Raw genomic sequence first — 16,360 nt, 5'->3', positions numbered from 1 at the left:
AAATTCAAGTATTTCCGGTACTGCTTTTGCACGGAAATCAGGTCAAATCGGTGGCGTTTGATAAGATCGCCACCGATCTACTGTGCATTGTTCATGGGTTAGCAACGCCATGTTTCCGGAGCGTCCCAGATCGGGCGGCTTGCTTCGCGGTTTGCTTGCGCGCGCGATACGCCGATATCCTCCAGTGCAGCATCATCCATGCGGGCCAGTGCCTTGCGCTGACGGTGCACGGCAACCAGATGCGCGATTGAGCTCAGGATCGAGGCGCGGGGGCGGCGGTGGGCAATCGAAGTGTTGATCAGGGTCATGGCCTTTTCCTTTCGTAGGTATTGATGGTTTGTCGTCTTTCGATCAATTTCCTTGATGTATATGGCGCATTGTGTTTGATTATGAAAACGAATGTTTTTGATAGAATGCATCAAGGATTGTGATCATGCGAAATCTCGACATCACCACGCTCAGGTCTTTTGTGGCCGTTGCAGACAGCGGCGGCGTGACCAAGGCCGCCGGTTTTTTGAACCTGACGCAATCTGCCGTGTCGATGCAGTTGAAACGGTTGGAAGAGCTTTTGGGGCTGGACCTGCTGGACCGGTCAGGCCGGGGCATTGCTCTGACGGCGTCCGGAGAGCAGCTCTTGGCCTATGCGCGCCGCATGGTTGCCCTGAATGACGAGGTGATTGGCCGTCTGACCGATCAGGCGTTCGAGGGCGAGGTGGTGCTGGGGGTGCCCCATGACATTGTCTATCCCGCGATCCCGCGTGTCCTGAAACAGTTCAACGTCATTTTCCCGCGCATGAAGGTACAGCTTTTATCCTCACATTCGATGCTGCTGAAAGAAAAGTTCTCACGCGGTGAATGTGACGTAATCCTGACCACCGAGGTAAACGCTGGCCCGGATTGCGAAACCATCGCGGAACTGCCGTTGCGGTGGGTGGGTGCCCCGGATGGATCAGCCTGGCGTCAACGCCCGCTGCGTGTGGCCATGGGGCGGCGGTGCCTGTTCCGGCCCAAGGTATTGGCGGCGCTGGATAAGGCGGGCGTGACATGGGATCTTGCCGTGGAAACCGACAACGACCGCACGATCGAGGCGACAGTCAGCGCGGATCTGGCGGTCCACGCCATGCTGGACGGGACAGAGCCGCGCCATCTGGTGCAGATCGAAAGCGGCGGGGCGTTGCCCGAGCTGCCGGTTCACAAGATCAACCTGTATGGCGCATCTGGCAACAAGGGGCCTGTAGTGGACGAATTGCTGTCATTGGTGCGACAGAGTTTTCTCAACCTTGGCGGTACGCCGCTCAAAGCGGTGGGGTAAATTCCACAGCGAAGAGGGAAGGAACCCAAAACCGACGACAGGCATGTAGCGTCACGAAAAAATGGTTAGGCCATAAAATATACTGGTCACTGCACGTCGATGCTACGCCGTGGTTCTGGGTTCCCAAAAACAGCTTTAGCCCAGTTGGCTTAGTACGAGGTCCGTTCACAAGTACAACCACTCACAGTGCACTTGTGAATACGGAGTCTTGACCAACCTGACACAGCTAAGCTTTGGGTAACCGAAGCCGCATTTGGGCGACACCGCTTTTCAGTGACTCTGGACGTGGTGCACGAACTTTCGGACAGATCGCAAAGTTCCCTTGTTTTTGCTGGCAGCACCTTGCCCAGTGAACGAAGCTGTATAAGCTATGTATTTCGACAGTTTAGGTGCCTTAACGGCGTTTTGTCCTGCACAAACGGGAGGTGACACATGAGCGACGCAGAAGGGGCATCCGATGAAGCATCTTTCGCGCCTCTGGCTCACAGTCACTTCTCTGTAAGCGATGTGCCACGGCGACAGCGGTTCGAAGAGTGGCGCGAAAGCATTTCCTGTGTCTTTGAGGTCGAGGCGAGTTTGGACGTCAGGCACGACAATTTCAACGCCAGCGTCGACGGGCATCTGCTGGACGGGGTCATGTTGGCAGAAACCAGTTCACGTCAGCAAACCTGGTATCGGTCGCCACAGCGGATCGCTGCGGACGGCATGGATCATTACATGGTTCAACTGTTCTCTCGTGGCAACTTGGCAACCGAGCAGGGGGTATCGGGCGGAGTGGCGCCAAAGGGCGGGCTGGTGGTCTATGATCTGGCACGCGAGGCTAAGTCGGCAACCAGTGATTTCACCAACGTCTCGCTGATCCTGCCTCGTGACATGGTGGCGCCGTTTCTCCAATCGCCGGATGATCAGCACCTTCGGTACCTATCGCCCGACGAGCCTTTGGTGCGACTGCTGCACAACCAGATCGCAACCTTGCGCAGCATAGCGCCAGATATGACGACGGCACAGGCCATCGAAGTGGTGCCCCATGTGGCGGGGCTGGTCTCGGCCTGTTTGAACGGCACCGTCAATGGGTCCCCTGCGATAGGGGCGGATATTCCCTTGGCGACCATCACTTTGGTCAAGAAGATTGTCGAAATCGGGTTGAGCGATCCAGAGCTGTCACCGAACACGATTGCGCGTCAGGCCGGGGTGTCGCGCAGCAAGCTGTACCAGATATTCGAGGCCTATGGCGGCGTGGCCAGATACGTTAGAACCCGCCGATTGCGAGCTGTAGCGCGCCAATTGGCGGATCCGGCTTTGGCCCATTGCCCGATTTATGACGTGGCGCGGTCGTGCGGGTTCGAAAACGCGGCCGCCTTTGCCCGTGCTTTTCGCACGCAGTACGATCAATCCCCACGTGACTATCGCGAGCACGCCAAATCCTTGCGCCGCATTGACTTGACCCGACGTGACACGGTGGAAAATTACGAATCCTGGTTGCATCAACTGTAAAGTTCAGCTGCTTAGGGAGTGATCACCACCTTGCCGGTCGATTTCCGTTCTTTCAGCAGCGTCATGCCCTCGGCGACCCGATCAAGGGGCAGGACGTGACTGACATGGGGCTTGATACGCCCCTGTGTGTGCCAGTCAAATAGGGTGGCAAAGCTGTCGTGAACCACCTGTGGGCGGAATTTGAGATAACCGCCGATGTAGAAACCAATGACGGTCAGGTTTTTAACCAGCAGATGGTTTGCCGGGATCTGGGGGACATCGCCGCCGGCAAAACCGATGGGCAACAGGCGACCTTCGGGATTGGTGGCGCGAAAGGCGGCCTTGAACACGTCGCCACCGATGGCGTCGTAAACGACATCCGCACCACCCAGCTCTTTGACGCGAGCGCGAAGGTCTTCGGCATCGTCGATCAGGATGTCAGCGCCGGCCCGGCGTGCCACCTCAAGCTTGTCGGCCCCGCGGGCGTGGGCAATCACGCGCGCGCCCAACAGTTTGCCGATTTCCACCGCGGTCAGGCCAACACCGCCGGCTGCTCCGGTCACCAACAGCGTTTCGCCAGGCTGCAAGCGCGCACGGTGGTCCAAGGCCATGTGACTTGTGCCATAGGCGATTTGAATTGCGGCGGCATCCTCAAAGCTCATGGTGTCGGGCAGTTTGACCGCCCGAGTGGCGTCGAACACGCCATATTCGGCCAATCCGCCATGGCCCGAGTAAACAGCGACGCGGTCCCCTGTTTTCAAGTTAGAAACGTCTGATCCAACAGAATCGACTTCGCCTGCGACCTCTAGGCCCAGGGTGAACGGGGCAGGTGGAATATCCTGATAGGTTCCCTTCTGCATCAACAGGTCGGCGAAATTCAGCCCGCATGCCCGGATGCGCAATCTGATCTGCCCGGGGCCGGGTGCAGGCAGGGGAAGATCGGCAAACGCGGCTTGCTCGCCCTTGGACTGAATTTGATAGGCAAGCATCCCGTTCCCCTTGTTTTCTTGGCCCTTGATGGGGGCTGAAACCCTGTGTTTGCTGCCAGGTTTTGCGGGGAAATCGGCGCGACTGCAACCCTATGGTGTTGCCAGTGCGACGGTTTGCGCTTGCCGCGATCACCCAATCTTGAGCATCATACTTATACTTGTGTTCGCATGAGGGGAATCAACCGGGTTGAATTCAACCCAAAACTTCGCCATATTTTTAGATGTGGTGCGGTTCGGGTCGCATTGGTGAAATTAGGGATATGTTAAACGGCACGCCTCACTTTGGGATGAGCGCCGCGCCCTGTTGTCGAAACCCGGACGGTTGTCAGTGAAACAGAGGAGATACCCTATGACCCATCCCGTTGATGTCCATGTGGGCAAACGCGTACGGCACCGTCGCTGGTTGATCGGCATGACGCAGCAGCAACTGGCAGAACAAGTCGGCATCAAATTCCAACAGATCCAGAAGTATGAGACTGGCGCCAACCGCATCAGTGCGTCGCGTCTATGGGACATCTCAGATGCGCTTGATGTTCCTGTCAGTTTCTTTTTTGAGGGTCTGGATGACGCACACAAGAGCAGCCCGGAAAAGCCCAATGTGCCTGCGGACCTGATGGGTGACAAGGAAGCTCTGGATCTTGTGCGGTCCTATTATGCCATCCCCGAGAATCAGCGCCGCCGCCTGTTCGAACTGGCCCGTGTTCTGAGTGACGTGGCGTGAAAGCCAACTGACAACTGAGGCTTGCATTTTAAGGGCGTGAATGTCACTCGTGATGGATGACTTCTGACGCGCTTACAGACCTGCAAGTGGCACATGAAATGGCAGACGCTGCACGCGCAGCGATTCTGCCATTTTTTCGTCGTGCTGACCTGACTGCTGAAAACAAACTGACCGATGGGTTCGACCCGGTCACTGCCGCAGATCGCGCTGCCGAAGAGGCGATGCGTGAAGTTCTGGGGCGGCATCGACCCGATGATGGAATCTGGGGCGAAGAGTTCGGCCAAAGCGCGGGGCATTCCGGTCGCCAGTGGGTCCTGGACCCTATTGACGGGACGCGTGGCTTTATCAGTGGCACGCCAACCTGGGGGGTTCTCATCGCGTTGTCGATCGAGACAGGGCCGATCCTGGGTATCGTCGATCAACCTTATATCGGTGAACGCTTTGTGGGGTCGACTGAGGGCGCAGCGATGACTGGCCCGCATGGCGTTGAAGAGCTGAAAACCCGTGATACGCAATCGCTCGCGGATGCGGTTCTGTTCACCACTTTTCCCGAGGTCGGGACGGTCGACGAACGCGCAGGCTTCGAGGCGGTTGCAAACCATGTTCGGCTGACGCGCTATGGGATGGATTGTTATGCCTATGCTTTGCTGGCTGCTGGACAGGTCGATCTTGTGATCGAGGCCGGTTTGAATGCCTATGATATCCAAGGCCCTATTGGCGTCATTCAGGCCGCGGGGGGCCTTGTCACCAACTGGCAGGGTGAACCTGCTCATGATGGTGGACGGGTTCTGGCAGCGGCAAACGCTGACATTCACGCGGCTGCGCTGGCAATCCTCAAGTCTGTATAGTCTTCCCTTGAGCGCTTGTGGCTTTGGCGCTAGGCTTACCCCTGCACCGGTTCTTCGGCCCACTTTCCATCGGTGCATTACACACTTCGACTGAGGTGGGCAGTTGGACGGAGTGTGCGATATGCAAGAATTTCTGATCAAAAATGCTGATGTCATCCTGACGATGGATGACCAACGTCAAGAGCTGTCCGGGGCCGATATCCTCATAAGGGATGGGATGATCGTCCAAATCGGGCAGGGTCTGCAAACCTCGGGTGAAACGGTGTTGGCCAAGGGGTGTGTGGTGACGCCCGGCCTGGTCAACACACACCATCATTTGTACCAAAGCCTGACGCGTGCCGTACCGGGCGGCCAGGACGCGCTGCTGTTTGGCTGGCTGCAGACGCTTTATCCGATCTGGTCGCGCTTTGGCCCGGAGGAGATGTTTACCTCGGCCCAAGTGGGTTTGGCCGAGCTGGCGCTGTCGGGCTGCACGCTCAGTTCCGATCACCTTTATCTGTACCCCAATGGGTCACGGCTGGACGACACCATCGCCGCCGCCGCCGAGATTGGTATGCGGTTTCACCCAACCCGTGGCGCCATGAGCATTGGCGAAAGCGATGGAGGGTTGCCGCCTGACAGTCTGGTGGAAAAAGAAACCGCCATTCTGGAGGATTCGATCCGCGTGATCGACGCGTTTCATGACGCAAGCGAAGGGTCTATGTGCCGTGTCGGGCTGGCGCCTTGTTCGCCATTTTCGGTCAGCCGTGACCTGATGCGGGATGCCGCCATTCTGGCGCGCGACAAGGGTGTGATGCTGCACACCCATCTGGCCGAAAACGACGAAGACATCGCCTATAGCCTCGCCAACTTTGGCTGCCGTCCGGGACAATATGCCGAGGATCTAGGCTGGACCGGCGATGATGTTTGGCATGCCCATTGCGTGAAGCTTGACGGGCAAGAGATTGACCTGTTTGCGCGGTCGAAAACCGGGGTGGCCCATTGCCCCTGTTCCAATTGCCGTCTTGGCAGTGGTATCGCCCCAGTCCGCGCAATGCGCGACGCTGGTGTGAATGTGGGCTTGGGCGTCGATGGCTCGGCCAGCAACGACAGTGGCAACCTGATGGCCGAGGCGCGCCAATCGATGCTGTTGCAGCGGGTCGCCAACGGTGCGGATGCGATGTCGGCGCGCGAGGCGTTGGAAATCGCGACGCGCGGTGGTGCTGACGTGCTGAACCGGCCGGACTGTGGGCGGCTTGCCCCCGGCAAGCGCGCCGATATTGCAATCTGGGATGTTTCAGGTGTCGAAAGCGCGGGCAGCTGGGATCCGGCGGCGCTGTTGTTGGCTGGGCCGACACAGGTGAAACACCTGTTTGTCGAGGGGCGACAGGTCGTGCGTGATGGTCATGTCACGACCATTGACCTGCCACGCGTGATCGAACGTCAGAATCAGTTGGCGCGGATGCTTCAGCCGTAACCCCTGCTTCTTCTTGTTGAACAATACGGTTGCCAAAGATTCGCATCCCGTAAGGGATGCGATCAACGACTCTGGCCGTTGATCCAAACCTCGGAAATGGCGCGGTCGTCACCCATCATGATGGTGGGAAACAGGGCCTCCCACAGATCATCGGCCACAGCAGAGCGTTGCGAAATTGCAGGGGTTGAGGTGAGATCGAGCACGATTAGGTCCGCCTCCATCCCCGGTGCCAGATTGCCGATCTTGTCATCCATCCGCAGGCTGCGGGCCGACCCCACTGTGGCCAACCACAAGAGCTGTGCCGCATGCAGAGGCACACCACGCAACTGGCCGATCTCATAAGCCGCCGCCATCGTGCGGAGCATGGAAAAGCTGGACCCGCCGCCCGTGTCAGTGGCCAGACCGATCCGCTGCCCTTCGGCCATCAGCCCCGCCATGTCAAAGAGGCCCGAGCCGATGAAGGTGTTCGAGGTCGGGCAATGCACCAGCGCCGCGCCGTGTTCGCGCAGTTGATCGCGTTCGCGGGGATCCAGGTGGATCGCGTGTCCATAAAGGCCGCGCCCTCCGAGCAGGCCAAAACTCTCATAGGTGTCCAGATAATCGCGCGCGTCAGGGAAGAGACCCCGCACCCATTCGATTTCGTCGGTCTGCTCACTCAGATGCGTTTGCATCAGGCAGTCGGGGTTCTCTGCCCACAGCGCGCCCATGGCCTCCAACTGTTCAGGCGTCGACGTGGGTGAAAACCGCGGCGTGATCGCATATTCCAGCCGGTCCACCCCGTGCCAGCGTTCCAACAGCGTCTTTGACTGGTCATAGGCGGTTTGAGCTGTGTCGCGCAGACCCTCGGGCGCGTTGCGGTCCATGCAGGTCTTGCCCGTCACCACCCGCTGCCCGCGTGTCTGCGCTGCCGAGAAAAAGGCATCGACGCTTTCGGGGTGGATGGTGGCAAAGCTGCACATAGTTGTGGTGCCGTGATCTGCCGTCAGGTCCAAGTAGCGACCCGCGATTTCATCGGCATAGGCGCGGTCAGCAAAGCGCATTTCTTCGGGGAAGGTATAGGTGTTCAGCCAATCGATCAGCCGCTTGCCCCAGCTCGCGATCATCGCGGTTTGCGGGTAATGCACATGGGCGTCGACAAAGCCTGCCATGATCACCTTATCGCCGTGATGAACAACGTTGGCCTCAGGATAATCGGCCTGCAACTGGTCCAGATCGCCCAAAGCCGCGACATGCTGCCCAGACACAACGACCGCCTCGTGCAGCTGCACTGCATCGCCGGGCTCGCCCAGAAACGGGGTGCCGGTAAAGGACAATACACGCCCTCGCAGGATGGTCTGGCTGGCCATTTTGTTTTGCTCCTTGCGTCGTCAATACGTCGTCAATTTCAGGCAAACAGGATAGAGGCAGCATTGATTTCGGTAAATTGCGCTATTGTCATTGTTTTTCGGTAGCAGCTTCTTCTATTTTGCGGCCAATTCAGTAGGGGGCGGAACATGACCACAGGCAACACTCCCGTCGATCTTGATACCGCATCGGACGACGACGCCTATGAGCTGGACCGCAAGCAGGTCGCTGCGATCCTTTACTCCGTTGACGTCGAAGACCGCGAAAAACTGACCGAACTGATGGAACCGCTGCATGCGGCCGACATCGCCGACTTGTTGGAACAGATCAATCCCTTTGATCGCGCGCGGCTGATCCGCCTTTATGACCGCGAGTTTGACGGTGAAATACTTTCAGAACTCGACGAATCGGTGCGCGAGGAAGTCATCTCGGTCCTGAATCCTGACGTGCTTGCTGAAGCTGTGCGCGAGCTGGAAAGCGACGATGTGGTCGATCTGGTCGAGGACCTGGAAGAGCCACAACAAGAGGCGATCCTTGACGCGCTTGAAGACGCCGACCGGATCGCGGTTGAGCAGGCGTTGGCCTATCCCGAGAACTCTGCTGGTCGCTTGATGCAGCGTGAGGTCGTCATGGCGCCCGAACATTGGACTGTCGGCCAGGCCATTGATTACATGCGTGATAGCGATGATCTGCCCGAACAGTTCTATCACCTGATCCTTGTTGATCCGCGCCTGCACCCTGTCGGCTATGTGACTTTGGGCAAGCTCATGGGTACTAAGCGAGAAGTCCCGCTGACTGCGATTGCCGAAGACGAATTTCAGACCATCCCCGTCGATCAGGACGAAGAGGATGTGGCCTATGCCTTCAACCAGTACCACCTGATCTCGGCTCCGGTCATTGATGACGACGGGCGGTTGGTTGGTGTGATTACCATCGATGATGCCATGGCGGTGTTGGACGAGGAACACGAAGAGGACATCCTGCGACTGGCCGGTGTGGCCGAGGAAAGCTCGTTATCCGACAGCGTGGCCGACACCAGCAAACGGCGGTTGCCCTGGTTGGGGGTGAACATGTTCACAGCGATCTGTGCGTCGCTGGTGATCTCGCAATTCGAAGAATCGATTTCGCAGCTGGTGTCGCTGGCGATCCTGATGCCCATCGTCGCCTCGATGGGCGGCAACGCGGGCACGCAGTCGCTGACCGTTGCCGTGCGGGCGCTTGCGACACGTGATTTAACCTCGTCCAACATGTGGCGGGTGATCCGGCGCGAAGTGATGGTGGGGGTGTTGAACGGCTTATGTTTTGCGCTGGTGTTGGGGACCATCGGGCTGATGTGGTTCGGGTCTCCGATGCTGGGGGTCGTGATCGGGTCTGCTTTGGTCGTGAACATGATCATCGCGGGCTTTGCAGGTACGGTAGTACCCATCGTGCTGGACAAGCTGGGCGTGGACCCGGCGCTGGCGTCTGGAACCTTCGTGACGACCACGACGGATGTCATGGGGTTCTTCATCTTTCTGGGACTCGCGACGGTGGTGTTGTTATGAATGATCTTACAGCAATCAAGGCAGAGGCCCGAAAAGCAGGCTTTGCCCGGCGCAAAGCAGCATTTGACGCGCGCTTGCCGGGCGCCGCTGGCCGCTTGTCCGAAATCTTGGCCGGCCACCGTGGCGTATCGCTGTCAGGCTACATGCCAATTCGCACCGAAATTGACCCGCTGCCTGCTATGGCCGAGGCTGCGGCTTATGGAGCGGTGGGCGTGCCAGTGATCCAGGGCGAAGGGCAGGCGCTGAAATTCTCGCGCTGGACGCTCGAGGGCGCATTGCGCGATGGCCCATTTGGCGCGCAGGTGCCCGAAGTGGACGACTACTTTGACCCTGAAATCCTGATCGTGCCTCTGGTGGCGTTTGACGCAAACGGCGGGCGTCTTGGCTATGGCGGCGGTTTCTACGACCGCACGCTGGAAAGGCTACGTGCCAAGCGTCCGACCCTGGCCATTGGGTTTGCCTTTGACGCACAAGAGGCCGAGAACCTGCCTCTGGAGCCAACCGATCAGCCGCTCAACATGCTGGTCACTGAAAGCCGTGTTCTGACGTTTTGACTACAGCGAGACTCTGCCTCGCGCTCCGGGATATTCGGGGGAGATGCAGCTTGCTGCGGCGGGGGCAAAGCCCCGAGTGCCCGCTCAATCCTTGAAATGCGCCCGGATGTAATCCCAGGCGTCGACCTTTTGACCATCCGAAAGGATGCAATAGCCGACCGAGTTTCCGTTTTCGTCTTTACCCAATTGATACGTGCCGCCGTTTTCGATGCAAAAGGTCGCGGCCGGGTTGGCGAGGGTGGTCTTGGTCTCGCTGGCCAGTGCCGTGGATGCCGCGGCTAGAACAATCAAAGTCGTCAACGCAGATTTCATGTGATCACCTATTATCGCTATTTTCCTTGAACAGGTTGCACTGGTGGAGTTCGATTTCAACCTCAGCGTATGCGGGGAAAAATTGCTATATTACCGCACCGAACCGTGTTTCATCTTGTTCGAAAGAGCAGGGCGCAATAGGACACGTTCATGAGATGCTTGTTTCTTGGTGATGTAATGGGCCGCGCCGGGCGCGCGGCGGTTCGGGACAACCTGCCACGTCTGCGCGACGAATGGCGGTTGGATTTTGTCGTGGTCAATGGCGAGAACGCCTCGAATGGGATGGGGCTGACAGGCGATCATGCCAAGCTGTTGCTGGATGCCGGGGCCGATTGCATCACGTTGGGGGATCATGCCTTTGATCAAAAGGACATGTTGCAGTTCATCGAAAAGGAACCGCGTATCATCCGCCCGCTGAATTTTGCCAAGAGCGCACCGGGCAAGGGGTATCGCCTTTTCAACGCACCCGGTGGACGCAAGGTTCTGGTGCTGCAGGTGCTGGGGCAGGTGTTCATGAAGCGGCCCTTTGACGATCCGTTTTCGGCCGTTGAAATGGTGTTGAAGTCGCACCCGCGCGGCGGGCTTGCCAATGCGATCATCGTGGATGTGCATTGCGAAGCGACGTCCGAGAAGATGGCCATGGGGCATTTCTGCGACGGCCGGGCGAGCCTTGTTGTAGGCACTCACACCCATGTGCCGACTGCGGACGCGATGGTGATGCCAGGTGGAACAGGCTACCTGAGCGACGCGGGCATGTGCGGCGACTATAACTCGGTCATCGGCATGGAAAAGATGGAGCCGCTGCGCCGCTTTATCACGGGTATGCCCAAAGCGCGCTTCACCCCGGCGACCGAAGAAGCCACGCTGTCAGGCGTCTTTGTCGAAACAGATGATCGGACCGGCGAATCCAAGTCGATCAGCATGGTGCGCGTGGGCGGACGTCTGCAACAGGCGGGCCCGGGTCTCTGACCACACTAAGTTTTTCTCCTTTTGCCCGTTTTTGGTACACACGTTCTGAATCCGTGGGCAAATCACAGGTGCGCGCAAACGCAGGCTTGCCCGCGCTTGGGCAATCGGGAACAGTGGCCTTCGGTCTTTTCTCTCGAGGGCACAAAGGGACATATGCAGCTAATCCAGCTTTCTGAAACCGGATCCGCCATTTTGTCGCTGATCATCGTGGGCGTCATGTTCGTGCTGTTCCTGCGCGAGGTGTTCCCGACCGAAGTTGTGGCCATTGCGGGCGTGTCTTTGATGCTGGTCACCGGCGTGCTGCCCTATGATGTGGCCCTGCCGGTCTTGGCCAATCCTGCACCTTGGACGATCGCGGCGATGTTCATCATCATGGGTGCTTTGGTCAGGACCGGGGCGCTGGATGCGTTCACGTCGATTGCGCGCAAGCAGACAGAGGTGAACCCAAAGTTTGCCATCGGGATGTTGATGGCCTTTGTTGTGGTTGCTTCGGCGTTTGTGTCGAACACCCCCGTCGTCGTCGTGATGATCCCGGTTTTTGTGCAGATTGCGCGGTCGCTGGATATGCCGGCCTCGAAACTGCTGATTCCGCTGAGTTATGCTGCGATCATGGGTGGCACGCTAACCTTGATCGGGACTTCGACCAACCTTTTGGTGGACGGTGTTGCCCGCGCACAGGGGATGGAGGCGTTTTCGATCTTTGAAGTGACCCCGCTTGGGCTGGCGATCGTGGCCTACGGTATGGTCTATCTGCGTTTCGTCGCGCCGCGCCTGCTGCCCGAACGTGACAGCATGGCGACGCTGTTGTCTGACAAATCCAAGATGAAGTTCTTTACCGAGGCTGTGATCCCCCCCGATAGCAACCTGATCGGGCGCGAAGTCACGGGTGTGCAACTGTTCAAACGCCCCGGCGTGCGCCTGATCGACGTGGTTCGTGGTGATACGTCGCTGCGACGCAACCTCAAAGGGGTCGAGCTGCAAGTGGGGGACAGGGTCGTTCTGCGCACCAGAATGACCGAGCTTTTGGGATTGCAGCGCAACAAGGAACTCAAACGGGTTGATCAGGTTTCTGCCGTTGAAACCTCGACCGTTGAGGTGTTGATCACACCGGGCTGCAAGATGGTGGGCCGCTCGCTGGGCAACCTGCGTTTGCGGCGGCGCTACGGCGTCTATGTGCTGGCGGTGCATCGCCGCAACCAGAACATCGGGCGCCAGCTGGACGAGCTGGTTGTGCGGGTGGGAGATACGCTGCTGTTGGAGGGCGCGCCCGCGGATATTCAGCGTCTGGCAGTGGACATGGACATGGTTGATGTCTCGCAGCCCTCGGACCGGGCCTATCGCCGCAGCCACGCGCCGATTGCGGTGGCCTCGTTGATCGGGATCGTGACGCTTGCGGCGCTTGGTGTTGCACCAATCCTGATGCTGTCGATCATGGCGGTTGCTCTGGTTCTGGTTACACGCTGCATTGACGCAGACGAGGCGTTTTCTTTCGTAGACGGGCGCTTGTTGGCGTTGATCTTTTCGATGCTGGCCATCGGTGCTGCCCTGCAAAGCTCGGGCGCGGTTACCCTGATTGTCGAGGCGATTGCGCCGTACCTGGGCCAGGTGCCGCCGTTCATGGTGATCTGGGCGATTTACTTGCTGACCTCGGTTCTGACCGAACTGGTGTCGAACAATGCCGTCGCGGTGGTGGTGACACCTATCGCCATCGGCCTGGCGCAAACGATGGGGATTGACCCGCGTCCCTTGGTGATCGCCGTCATGGTGGCGGCCTCGGCATCTTTTGCAACGCCTATCGGTTATCAAACCAACATGTTGGTCTATGGTCCGGGTGGCTATCGCTTTACCGACTTCATGAAGGTGGGTATCCCGCTGAACCTGACTGTGGGGCTTTTGGCCTCGGTCCTCATTCCGCTGATCTGGCCGCTATAAGGGGTGTGCAAAACGGTGTGTTTCCGCGCATCAGCCAAGGCTTGACTTGAATCGCCCTTTCGCGCTCCGATCTGAGTATTGTTGAATGTATTCGGATGGAATGTGATGACGGTAGGTAAGATTTTTGCAGGCGTGGTGCTATTTGCTGCGATCGGGACAAGCGCCATGGCGGGGACTATCACCGGCTCGGCCACCTATCGCGAACGCATTGCCTTGCCGCCGGGCGCGGTGCTGGACGTGCAATTGGTCGACATCTCGCGTCAGGATGTAGCGGCGACGGTTCTGTCAAGCAAACGTTATGCGATGAAGGGTGTGCCAACGAGCTTTTCGTTGGAGTATGATGATGCGTTGATCGACGAGCGCATGCGTTATGCCGTGCAGGCCAAGATTCTGGTGGGCGACAAGCTGCTCTTTATCAACGACACGGTGCATCCGGTGTTGCAGGATGAAAACGATACGATGGCGCTGATGGTTCTAAAAAAGGCCGCAGTGGATATCGGCCTTGGGTTGGAGAACACGCATTGGAAGGTGACGCAGTTGTCCGGCAAGGCAGTCATCAGCGAAAAGGTTCCCGAAATTCAATTCGCCGAAGGTGGTGCATTTGGCGCAAAAGGGGGCTGCAACAGCTATCGCGGAGAGGCCGAGCTGTCGGACGGAAAGATCGCGTTTGCTGATAATATGGCCGGGACCCTGATGGCCTGCCCGCCACCCTTGGACAAGCTGGAGAAGGATTTCCTGACAGCGATGGGCGAGGTTACGGGCTATGTGCGAAACGGCGACGTTCTTGCGTTGACCAATGATGCGGGTATTTCGGTCATGCGCTTGATGTTGGTGCCCTAAGGGCTTTGCCCTGCACGAAAAACACGTCTAGTCTCGACCCGGAACAAGGGGGGATTGCATGACCGGTCGGGACTTTCGCATCGCGATGATGATCGTAGCAGCCGTCGTTTTTGTCGGCTGGGCGATTGGATATGGCATCGGCGTAATGACCAAACCGGCCACGGTTGTGGAGGCCGCACCGCCGACGCAGGCGCTGAAGGCTGAGCACCGCAAGCGCCCGACCAAGATCACCACAGCGACAGGCGCTCAGCTGCCCGGCTACAGCGACGTTTACGTGAACGACTATGTGGACCTGCTGTCGGATGAGGCCGAGCAGCGGATCAGGACCAAGTTCATTGAGCTCTATGATCGTACTGGGGTTGAAATGACCCTGCTGACCGTTCAGGACATGGGTTTTTATGGGCACTTGGGTGACATCCGCTCTTTTGCCACGGCAACATTCAACGAGTGGGGTGTGGGGGACGCGACGCGCAACAATGGCGTTCTGATCCTGATCTCGCGCTATGACCGCGAGATGTGGATCGCGCTTGGCGACGGTTATGACAGCACTTGGGACGCGCGGATGCAGCGTGTGGTCAACACCGGATACCTGCCGTGGTTCCGGGCGGATCAGTATGAGGCGGGGTTGGAAAAAGGCACGGATGAGACCGTGCGCGAGGTGTCCGGCGTCTATCCGGGACAGTGGGATGCGGGATCATTCCAGCAGGGGATCACCTGGCTGTGGCGCAAGATCCAAGCGATCGGCCATGGGCTTTTGGCGCTGGTATTGGTTCCGTTTGGTGGTTTCGTTTGGTGGCTACGCAAGTACATGCGCAACCGTCCGCGACCCTGTGAGCAGTGCAAGACCTTGATGGAGCGTGCGGGCGAAGAGGCCGAAGATGCCCATCTGGATGGCGGTCAGCAGCTTGAGGAATACCTCAAATCCGTCGACTACGATGTCTGGCACTGCCGATCCTGTGGGCACATGGACATCAACCGCTACCGCAGCTGGTTTTCGGGTTATGGCGCCTGTCCGCAATGCAACTATCGCACCCTTTCGACCACCAGCACGGTGCTGAGCGCCGCGACCAAATCCAGCACGGGCCGCAAGCGGGTCGATTACGACTGCAAGCATTGTGGCCACCACGACAGCGAGGTGCGCACCATCCCGAAGCTGTCAGATAGCTCCAGCTCGGGCGGCTCAAGCCGGTCCAGCTTTGGCGGTGGGTCCTCGTCGGGCGGTGGGGCCGGGGGCAGCTGGTAGGCGCGGCGCATGGGCCGGGAACTGTCTTGCAATAGCAATCTCAGGGAGATTAGGCTAAGCACATCGCAATCTAAGGGTTCGTCATGTGTTTCCGAGTTTTGGTGGTGTCGCTGGTCTTTTGGTTCGGCGCTTTGGTCGCGGCGGTTTCTGGTACCCTTTCGGGGACCGTGTCTAACTTAAAACCAATCGATCTGCGTAAACCGTCAGAGATGACGGTGAAATTGGTGGTCAATGCGGGCAACGGTGACAGCGCCCGCGTTGTTGCCAGCACGCAATATATTGTCGAGACGCTTCCAGCAGCATTTGATCTGGTCTTTGACGACGACAAGATCGACAAAACCGATCATGCAACAGTCGAAGTTGAAATCGCGTCGGATGGCGAACTGTTGTTTACAATTTTTCCGCCATCCCGGTTGATATTGATGTGGCAGAGGGGCCCGTCGAAATCACAGTGTTCCTTTTGATCAACAACCCGCTCAGTGGCAGCTGGCAAGTGACGGAGCTTCGCGGAACGCCGCTGAACATGTCTTGGAGACCACATATCGCTTTCACTGGAGCAGGGACGTTCGAGGTGACGGCAGGGTGCAACACACTCTCCGGGGTTGCCCAGACGAAGCAGAATCTACTGCGCCCTAACGACGTGCTGTTCCCGGTTGAAACCGCCGGAACGCTGCTGGCCTGTCAGGCGGATCTGGCGACCTTGGAACGCGCGTTTTTGAATGACCTGCAGGATGTCCGGCACTATCAGCAAGAAGGTTTCGACCTTATCTTATTTGACAAGGCCGAGACTGCGATCATGCGGTTAGGCTTCACGCGCTCCTGA

General features: G+C 58.3%; 17 protein-coding genes. 13 read left to right on the top strand and 4 right to left on the bottom strand.

The genetic code is table 11. The features are described 5' to 3' along the window. Nucleotides 1-98: 98 nt before the first annotated feature. Nucleotides 99-308: a DUF1127 domain-containing protein gene (locus tag G6R15_RS01685; RefSeq protein WP_164658056.1), complete on the bottom strand. Its 210-nt coding sequence runs from the start codon at nucleotides 306-308 to the stop codon at nucleotides 99-101. A 125-nt stretch (nucleotides 309-433) separates the two neighbouring features. Here G6R15_RS01685 and G6R15_RS01680 point away from each other — a divergent pair, with 125 nt between their 5' ends. Together G6R15_RS01680 and G6R15_RS01675 are read left to right on the top strand one after the other, a co-directional pair. Beyond that, nucleotides 434-1,312, top strand: coding sequence for a LysR family transcriptional regulator (locus G6R15_RS01680; RefSeq protein ID WP_164658055.1), 879 nt, complete (start codon nucleotides 434-436; stop codon nucleotides 1,310-1,312). Between the two features lie 432 nt (nucleotides 1,313-1,744). Further along, a complete protein-coding gene (locus G6R15_RS01675) occupies nucleotides 1,745-2,806 on the top strand; it encodes a helix-turn-helix domain-containing protein (protein ID WP_164658054.1) in 1,062 nt (353 codons plus the stop codon). A gap of 11 nt (nucleotides 2,807-2,817) precedes the next feature. On the opposite strand, the gene G6R15_RS01670 is transcribed toward G6R15_RS01675, so the two are convergent. Further along, nucleotides 2,818-3,774 (bottom strand): NADPH:quinone oxidoreductase family protein, encoded by a 957-nt coding sequence (locus tag G6R15_RS01670; RefSeq protein WP_164658053.1) that lies wholly within the window; start codon nucleotides 3,772-3,774, stop codon nucleotides 2,818-2,820. 349 nt (nucleotides 3,775-4,123) lie between these two features. Between G6R15_RS01670 and G6R15_RS01665 the strand changes: the two genes are divergently transcribed. The 3 genes from G6R15_RS01665 to G6R15_RS01655 all read left to right on the top strand — a co-directional run bounded on the left by G6R15_RS01665 (nucleotide 4,124) and on the right by G6R15_RS01655 (nucleotide 6,799). Further along, nucleotides 4,124-4,495, top strand: a complete 372-nt coding sequence (locus tag G6R15_RS01665; RefSeq protein ID WP_164658052.1) for a helix-turn-helix domain-containing protein — start codon at nucleotides 4,124-4,126, stop codon at nucleotides 4,493-4,495. Between the two features lie 56 nt (nucleotides 4,496-4,551). Continuing rightward, a complete protein-coding gene (hisN, locus tag G6R15_RS01660) occupies nucleotides 4,552-5,343 on the top strand; it encodes a histidinol-phosphatase (RefSeq protein ID WP_164658051.1) in 792 nt (263 codons plus the stop codon). Between the two features lie 121 nt (nucleotides 5,344-5,464). Then, on the top strand, nucleotides 5,465-6,799 hold the full coding sequence (locus G6R15_RS01655; RefSeq protein WP_164658050.1) for an 8-oxoguanine deaminase: 1,335 nt from the start codon (nucleotides 5,465-5,467) through the stop codon (nucleotides 6,797-6,799). 62 nt (nucleotides 6,800-6,861) lie between these two features. On the opposite strand, the gene guaD is transcribed toward G6R15_RS01655, so the two are convergent. Next, on the bottom strand, nucleotides 6,862-8,145 hold the full coding sequence (gene guaD, locus G6R15_RS01650; RefSeq protein WP_164658049.1) for a guanine deaminase: 1,284 nt from the start codon (nucleotides 8,143-8,145) through the stop codon (nucleotides 6,862-6,864). 147 nt (nucleotides 8,146-8,292) lie between these two features. Between guaD and mgtE the strand changes: the two genes are divergently transcribed. Together mgtE and G6R15_RS01640 are read left to right on the top strand one after the other, a co-directional pair. Continuing rightward, complete coding sequence (gene mgtE, locus G6R15_RS01645; RefSeq protein ID WP_164658048.1) at nucleotides 8,293-9,687, top strand: magnesium transporter; 1,395 nt, start codon at nucleotides 8,293-8,295, stop codon at nucleotides 9,685-9,687. After that, nucleotides 9,684-10,241, top strand: coding sequence for a 5-formyltetrahydrofolate cyclo-ligase (locus G6R15_RS01640; RefSeq protein ID WP_164658047.1), 558 nt, complete (start codon nucleotides 9,684-9,686; stop codon nucleotides 10,239-10,241). Before mgtE ends, G6R15_RS01640 begins: the two co-directional genes overlap by 4 nt. 84 nt (nucleotides 10,242-10,325) lie before the next feature. Here the strand turns inward: G6R15_RS01640 and G6R15_RS01635 are convergent, their stop codons facing one another. After that, nucleotides 10,326-10,553, bottom strand: coding sequence for a DUF333 domain-containing protein (locus tag G6R15_RS01635; RefSeq protein WP_164658046.1), 228 nt, complete (start codon nucleotides 10,551-10,553; stop codon nucleotides 10,326-10,328). Between the two features lie 150 nt (nucleotides 10,554-10,703). Here G6R15_RS01635 and G6R15_RS01630 point away from each other — a divergent pair, with 150 nt between their 5' ends. From G6R15_RS01630 to G6R15_RS01605, 6 genes are all read left to right on the top strand, one after another. Then, on the top strand, nucleotides 10,704-11,522 hold the full coding sequence (locus G6R15_RS01630) for a TIGR00282 family metallophosphoesterase (RefSeq protein WP_164658045.1): 819 nt from the start codon (nucleotides 10,704-10,706) through the stop codon (nucleotides 11,520-11,522). Between the two features lie 153 nt (nucleotides 11,523-11,675). After that, entirely contained in the window at nucleotides 11,676-13,454 is a 1,779-nt protein-coding gene (locus G6R15_RS01625; protein ID WP_164658044.1) for an SLC13 family permease, read from the top strand. Between the two features lie 105 nt (nucleotides 13,455-13,559). Next, nucleotides 13,560-14,294 carry a YbaY family lipoprotein gene (locus tag G6R15_RS01620; RefSeq protein WP_164658043.1) on the top strand — a complete coding sequence of 245 codons (735 nt, stop codon included), beginning with the start codon at nucleotides 13,560-13,562 and terminating at the stop codon, nucleotides 14,292-14,294. 58 nt (nucleotides 14,295-14,352) lie between these two features. Beyond that, the gene (locus tag G6R15_RS01615; RefSeq protein ID WP_164658042.1) at nucleotides 14,353-15,537 is read left to right on the top strand and encodes a YgcG family protein; all 1,185 of its coding nucleotides are present in this window, start codon (nucleotides 14,353-14,355) and stop codon (nucleotides 15,535-15,537) included. 101 nt (nucleotides 15,538-15,638) lie between these two features. Continuing rightward, nucleotides 15,639-16,001, top strand: coding sequence for a YbaY family lipoprotein (locus G6R15_RS01610; RefSeq protein WP_205520452.1), 363 nt, complete (start codon nucleotides 15,639-15,641; stop codon nucleotides 15,999-16,001). Beyond that, nucleotides 15,998-16,360, top strand: coding sequence for an META domain-containing protein (locus G6R15_RS01605; protein ID WP_205520451.1), 363 nt, complete (start codon nucleotides 15,998-16,000; stop codon nucleotides 16,358-16,360). Before G6R15_RS01610 ends, G6R15_RS01605 begins: the two co-directional genes overlap by 4 nt.

Origin of the sequence: Tropicibacter sp. Alg240-R139, assembly GCF_900537075.1 — a bacterium.
Classification (GTDB): domain Bacteria; phylum Pseudomonadota; class Alphaproteobacteria; order Rhodobacterales; family Rhodobacteraceae; genus Falsiruegeria.
Note: the sequence above shows the minus strand (reverse complement) of the source record. Positions and strands in the feature narration are given on the sequence as shown.